We start from the raw sequence: 3,445 nt of genomic DNA on the forward strand, positions 1-3,445 counted from the left end.
CATATCACTTACTACCGTTTTTGTTTTAAGTTCCCGCTAATCCGCGATGAACCTAGAAAAAGCGGTCGATGAATCAGATTTAGCTAACGTAGAGGATGTCTCTGTAGATTCGGAATTTCATTCTGTTGAGCATGCCGTAAGTTTAGTGACAGACAAAATCACTGCTATTAACACGCTTAAGAAAGAAATCGTTAGTAAAGTAAAAGATGTAAGTAACACAATCTTAGGATTGGACGACAACAATGAAATAAAAATGATGTGGGAGCAGATGCGCTCTGCGACCATGACGAAGCTTTCAGAAAATTATGAATATGCTATCAACTACGATAGTCCTCAATTTTCCCTTGCTTGCTTGGGAGACCTTGAAGAGCTTGTCCTAAACGTGATTCCAGATGTTAGGGACGTGAAAATTGAAACTCTTCGTTCAATCTCGACTCAGGTTTCTAACTACCACCAAACCCTTAAACAAGTGAACAGTAAAGTAGATTCAGTTTCGAGCACTTTGGACAAGTCGATTGAAACAGGCAATCCTTTCCCTGCTATCGACAGCATACACATCAAACTATCAAGCAAGATCCATACTTTTGATCTTTGGAAAGACCTCAATCTCTTTAGCCTCGAGTTGGATAAATGGTCAGGCGAAACCTCAAGAGGTCTACCTTCCAAAGCGTTTCTTGCTTCTTTCAAGCAATTGTTGGCTTCATTTAAAGAGGCTCAGATATCTAAAAACCTAGAGTCTTTGGTCGAGATGGAGATAACGATTGTTGAGAATGGACGTCCAGCAGTGGTTCGAAATGATGAAGATCTAGAAAAGGTCGGCTCCGAAGGGATTTCCAAACTAGCTATTATCGTTGTTTTCTGTGGGATGACTCGATTCTTGTGCCAGGATGAAGACGTTGTTATTCACTGGCCGCTAGACGAATTAGGGAAAATCTCTATTTCTAACCTGGCCATTTTATTCGACATGATGGCTCAAAAAGGTATTTGCTTGTTCACTGCTCAGCCAGATCTGCATCCAGCCACTTACAAATACTTCGCGACTAAAAATCACATAGTGAAGAATGTAGGTGTTAAATCATTTATTGGCGGACGTAGAAGCAAAGTCAATCCATTGCTTTCTGAGTCGAAGCAAAATCAGTCTATAGAGGTGGTTGAATGAATAAGTTCGAATCGGTTTTCCGACTGCTCATGAGTAAAAAAGTGATCTGTGAGTATGCGACTCCTATTGAGTCCACATATTTATCCGATACCAGAAATCGAAGTGACATGAACCAATACTTGTCTCGAATAAGTATGACAACAGTCGAAACACAAGACGGGCTAGGTTTTTACTGTGGATACGAGAACATAGATAACACTCGTAAGAAAAACGAAGTACTAAAAGACTTTGAAGTTTTTTCGCAGACAATGGAAGGGATAATAACTTGGCTAAAGCTAGCCCGAAATATTGACTCAGACTCAAGACCTATAATGGCTGGTGGCAAACTATCGGAGTCAGAGTTACTCGCAGCAATAGAGGAAAGTAACTCTCTTCAAAATCAGCTTGATCATATTGCACATAAACTTAAAAGAGCTCATAAAAGCAAAGAGAGTAAAACGAAGCTGCGGTCGATCTTAGATTACCTTGTCCAAGAAGGATATTTTGTATCTCCATCCTCAACTGGTTCTCTTTTTATTGCTACAGCGAAATGGTCGCTGCTTTATGAGACTTTGGAGTTTATCGCTACTAATGAAGGGATGCTGGAAATCGAAGCTGATGCTGAAAACCAACTAGATACTCAAATGGGGTTAATTTAGATGTCTCGACAGGTGGAGTCAAAAGAAGCTGTACGAGCGCTGAGTACTCATACTGAGGTAGTAGACGAGGCTTGCTATGAGCATGCTGGAGTACTTCATCATAGTGAAAGCAATAAAGCTGCAATTGCAGCGCTTACAAAACATCAGTTGGCATATCACTTAGATGATGAGCATGGAGTCCAAGTTCATTCGTCTGTTAAACGTTTACTGGATAGGGTAACTAGTCGTTATAGATTCAGAGAGCGTCATGGTGAGTTTTCTAACCAGATTGAAAACTTGGATTATGCCGTTGACAGTTACCGACGAGTTAAGGACTTCAATGATGATAAAAAACAACACTACTTAGATGAAATTCGAGAGATAACAGTCGAGATAAATGACGCCTTGGTTGAGACCGTATCTTCTTTTCATAGGATCGTTGCGGATGAATTTAGCATGGTCACTGATGTTGATGACAAAATTCGTCAAATCGGTCGATGCAAACGTGAGATCGGTAGAATCAATAGTATCTTCGAGCATTTAAGTGTGAAAAAGTTAAGAGAGTGGGTGCAAACAGACATTCACCTTGAGCGAATTCTTTTGAAGCTACTTAAATCTAAAATCGATATAGCATTGAAGGACTTAAATGTATCAAACAAAAAAATGGTCGATATGTTGGCAAAGCTTCAGCGAGATAAGAAATCTTCCAAGCTTAATCGCATTATTGATGTTTTTGCCGCTAAGTTCCAAGAAGACAAAACCTTTTCGCCATCTATAAATTCCATTGAATGTTTGCCTGACTGCTTGTCTCATGTTTCGGAAACAGAAGTACGAGCCTACGGAAATACTAACAGTGATATTCAAGCTGATGACTTAATTGATTTGGCTGTAAGGGCTCTTGCTAGCGGTGAGAGGAAAAAAGGCAAAGTTTCAGATTTAGACAGTATCGAAGTCATGGATGTCCGTGAAGATGAGGAAGAGTTTGAACTTAATGAGGTAGACGAAGCGTTGGAATTAATGTTTGAGGCTATTAAAGCTGATCTGAACATTCTCCCTCTGTCTGCTGCGCAAAGCTATATGATGTTTGACCTTAATATAGAATTAGAAGACTGGCTTTTATTGGTCGATGGATACATTAGTGCGCAAAAAATTGGTTTGAAGAGCATTGTCCAAATCAAGGAAGAAAGAGAAATAATACTTCCTTATGACGGTAATGTGATTATTAGTGACATTGTTTTTGAAGCAATCGGTGGTGCTTAATGATGTTATCTCGATCGTTAATTAATGCAGCTAAGAGGATTGTTGCCAGTTCTAGGGAGAGGATATCTGCCAACAAGTCCAATACTGAAGTTTGCAGACTCGTGGAAGTAGGGGTTGTTAGTGGCAATTCAATTCTCGTATCCCGCTCCGAATTGAGGGAAATTGATAATTATTTTACTTCTGCATTGGGGCAAAATTTATTGACCTTTCAACAGTGTAGTAATTCAAGGTTGGACGCAGCAGGCCCTAGTATTAATGAGAAATCAGCTAAAGGTGGTGTGTTTCAGCAGCTAATTAGCTTAGCTGGTAATGTGAATATCCCGTTAAAGAACCAGCCAGATGTACCGAAAGAAGCGTAAGCGTGTCATGAACCCCGCATTCTAATCTTTCAGCGCGAAGAATAAGATCA

Annotated in this window: 4 protein-coding genes; all 4 read left to right on the forward strand. The window is 39.9% G+C overall.

Annotated features, from left to right (window positions below):
* Positions 1–46: 46 nt before the first annotated feature.
* The 4 genes from ACED42_RS21540 (at position 47) to ACED42_RS21555 (ending at position 3,395) form a co-directional block, all read left to right on the forward strand.
* Positions 47–1,159, forward strand: coding sequence for an ATP-binding protein (locus ACED42_RS21540; protein WP_371704103.1), 1,113 nt, complete (start codon positions 47–49; stop codon positions 1,157–1,159).
* 134 nt (positions 1,160–1,293) lie between these two features.
* A complete protein-coding gene (locus ACED42_RS21545) occupies positions 1,294–1,797 on the forward strand; it encodes a hypothetical protein (protein WP_133151818.1) in 504 nt (167 codons plus the stop codon).
* Positions 1,798–3,036, forward strand: a complete 1,239-nt coding sequence (locus ACED42_RS21550; protein WP_371704104.1) for a hypothetical protein — start codon at positions 1,798–1,800, stop codon at positions 3,034–3,036.
* Positions 3,036–3,395, forward strand: a complete 360-nt coding sequence (locus tag ACED42_RS21555; protein WP_371704105.1) for a hypothetical protein — start codon at positions 3,036–3,038, stop codon at positions 3,393–3,395. Before ACED42_RS21550 ends, ACED42_RS21555 begins: the two co-directional genes overlap by 1 nt.
* Positions 3,396–3,445 lie beyond the last annotated feature (50 nt).

Origin of the sequence: Vibrio sp. FF145, assembly GCF_041439075.1 — a bacterium.
Classification (GTDB): domain Bacteria; phylum Pseudomonadota; class Gammaproteobacteria; order Enterobacterales; family Vibrionaceae; genus Vibrio; species Vibrio tasmaniensis_A.